This is a genomic window from Pseudomonadota bacterium (genome assembly GCA_039815145.1).
Classification (GTDB): Bacteria; Pseudomonadota; Gammaproteobacteria; order Steroidobacterales; family JBCBZW01; genus JBCBZW01.
Map to the genome: position 1 here is coordinate 1 of JBCBZW010000271.1, position 2,626 is coordinate 2,626.

Here is a 2,626-nt window from a genome sequence, read left to right on the forward strand (position 1 = left end):
GAGCGCGCCAGCATCATGGCGTCCTACCATGACGGCGGCACCGGCGTGGTGCCGAGTGCCGACGGCGTGATCGTCGTCGGGCGCATCGGCGCCGATGTTGCGAGCGAGGGCGGCGCCGTGGCGGTGAAGGTGAACTCGGCGCTGGGCACCGAGTGGCACGCCCAGTGGGATCACCCGGCGCACAGCGACCTGCTGCACAGCATCGCCCCCACCGACGGGGGCTTTGTGGTCACCGGTCGCACACGCTCCCTCAACCCCGAGCTACGCGGCAGCATGCTGTTGATGAAACTGCCCTACGAAGGTCGGGTCACGCTCGAGGACGAACACGGGTTTGTCGGCCGCTACATGGCCACCGCGAGCACCGGGGAGTCGGGCGGCCTGTCGCCGGGCTACGCCGCTGAGACGGTGCTGGCGAGCCCCGCGGAGCTCGTCGTGCTCGGGCCTATCGAGGGCATTAATCAAGCCTCGGCGGGGCTCTGTCTCACACGGCTCACGGAGACGGGCGCACAGGACGCGTTCGACGGCGGCGGCTGCGTCGACGCGTGGTAGGAGCGCCGCTGGGCGCCGAACGCTCAGTCCACCACTTCGAAGGTGACGGTCACCCGCGAACGGTACGTGCGCTCATCGAAGCTGGTCGGCTGAGCCACGCGATCGGCTTTGAGGGAGTAGCTATCCGCACTGCTCCCAGCCATCGCCGCTTCCTCCATCACCATCGCCGCCCGCGAGGCTTGGATACGAATGGCCTCGAAGGTGAAGGCGCGCGGTTCTACGGTTAGCCCCAAGCGGTCCGCGTACTGCTGGGCGGCTTCGCGGGCGTCGTCCAGCGCCGCTAGATCTGCCTGGCGCTTGAGCGCGTCCTCGCGGCTGTCCTCGAAGTCGACGGCGCCGATCGTGAACTCCTCCCGCGCGTCGACGAGGGTGCTCACCCGTTGCAGCTGACCCTCATCACCGACTTTCACCGTCAGGCGATTCACCACCTCGTAGCTGCTCGGCTTGCGTCCGAACAGCCGATAGGTGGGCGAGGAGGAAAAGGCCGTGCTGCGAATCGCCTCCTTGGCGACGCCGGCCGCCTCCAGGTCACGCGTGAGGGCGGTACGCAGGGATTGGTTGGCGCCGAGGGAGGCGCTCAGGGTCTTCTCCTTGGTGCGCACCACGATCGTCACCACCGCGGTGTCGGTGTACGCCACAATCTCCGACTCGCCGACAACGCGCACGTCTGTGCGCTCGGACTGCAGGTAATCGCGCAGCTCCTTCGGGGTGCCACGCAGTTCCGCCGCGTGCGCGCCGAAGGCAACTAGCGCTAGCAGGCACAGGCCGCCAGTGCGGGCTACGTTTCTCATCGTCACCTCATGGGGTTGAAGAGGTCGACCCGACCGAACATGGGGTACTGGGGTCGCCATCGTGAGTCATTGATCCTATTCTGCTTCTGCCCGACGCCGTGGACGTTGCAGCGACGTTGGCCCTTTCGTTGGAGGGCTTGATAGTCCTTAACGATGCCCGGCGCCGGATGGGTTAGTCGTGAGCAACGAGGGCAGCGCGATGAATAGAGGCATGTTGTTGATGTGGGGCATGGTCCTGGCAACGGCGAGCTGGGCGCAGACCGTGGAGCAGGGCGGTCGCTCCGTCACCTTCAGCGACGCCGTGCCCCGCGAGGGCAGCGGCTACGACTCCCCCTGGCACTACGCCCACGCGATCCGCGCCGGCGATTTCGTCCACGTGTCCGGCATCATCATCGCCGCGACGCCCGATGACGAACTGCCTATCGGCCGCGAGCGCTTTGCCGAGCGCACCGCGAACGTGTTCGAACGCCTGGAGGCGGTGCTGAGCACGGCCGACGCGAGCTTCGCGGACGTCGTGAAGATCAACACCTTTCACGTGCTCGATGGTCGCAACACGGCGCTCGCCATCGACGAGCAGGCCTTGGTGATCGCCGAGGTGCGCGCGAAGTACGCCGGTGAGCCCCATTCGGCCTGGACGGCGGTGGGCACCACGGGCTTGTTCACGCCGCGTGGGATCGTCGAGATAGAAGTCGTCGCCTACGCGCCGCGCTGATGGGATCGGATCGAGTGACGGAAGAAAACAGTGCAGCGCACGTGCCGAAGGAGAAGGCAGGCGGCCATCTCCTGCGCCTGCTGGCGGAGTCTGCCGCGATTTTCCTGAGCGTGTTGTTGGCGTTCGTGGTGGACGAGTGGCGCGAGGATCAGCGCGAGCAGCGCGAAGCGGACGCGGCGCTCAACCTGGTCCGCGCCGAGCTCACGCAGAACCTGGCGCAACTGGAGGCCTTGGTGCCGGTGCGGCCGAAGATGCTGGAGGGCTACCTGGCCGGGCTCGACCTGCTGAAGAAGGAGGGCACCTTCCCGTCGGAGCTTCCAGAGTTCAGGACACCGGACATCACCAGCATCGCCTACGAACTCGCCACCGACTCGGGCGCGGTGACCACGGTGGCGGCCGAGGAGTTGTTGGTGATCGCCCAGGCTTATGCAGCCGTTGACAAGGTGCGCGAGAACGATATCTTCCTGGCCGATCGCAACGCCCAGATCCGCTACAACGACGGCGAGCAATACCTCTCCGGTTTCGTCTATTACATCAACCAGGCGAACATCAATGAGCCGGTGGCGATCGAGGC

Annotated in this window: 4 protein-coding genes; 3 read left to right on the forward strand and 1 reads right to left on the reverse strand. The window is 66.4% G+C overall.

Features of this window, described 5'->3' with window-relative positions:
* Nucleotides 1–549 (forward strand): hypothetical protein (locus AAF184_25620; GenBank protein MEO0425734.1); only part of this gene is annotated, 549 nt, incomplete at its 5' end.
* A gap of 23 nt (nt 550–572) precedes the next feature.
* On the opposite strand, the gene AAF184_25625 is transcribed toward AAF184_25620, so the two are convergent.
* The gene (locus AAF184_25625) at nt 573–1,340 is read right to left on the reverse strand and encodes an SIMPL domain-containing protein (protein MEO0425735.1); all 768 of its coding nucleotides are present in this window, start codon (nt 1,338–1,340) and stop codon (nt 573–575) included.
* Nucleotides 1,341–1,539: 199 nt separating this feature from the next.
* On the opposite strand from AAF184_25625, the gene AAF184_25630 reads away from it, so the two are divergent.
* Together AAF184_25630 and AAF184_25635 are read left to right on the forward strand one after the other, a co-directional pair.
* Complete coding sequence (locus AAF184_25630) at nt 1,540–2,052, forward strand: Rid family hydrolase (protein ID MEO0425736.1); 513 nt, start codon at nt 1,540–1,542, stop codon at nt 2,050–2,052.
* A 14-nt stretch (nt 2,053–2,066) separates the two neighbouring features.
* Nucleotides 2,067–2,626 (forward strand): hypothetical protein (locus AAF184_25635; protein ID MEO0425737.1); only part of this gene is annotated, 560 nt, incomplete at its 3' end.

Bases quoted from the DNA above. Each gene is read 5' to 3' on its own strand.
- AAF184_25625 (MEO0425735.1), bottom strand. From the start codon at position 1,340: ATGAGAAACGTAGCCCGCACTGGCGGCCTGTGCCTGCTAGCGCTAGTT.
- AAF184_25630 (MEO0425736.1), top strand. From the start codon at position 1,540: ATGAATAGAGGCATGTTGTTGATGTGGGGCATGGTCCTGGCAACGGCG.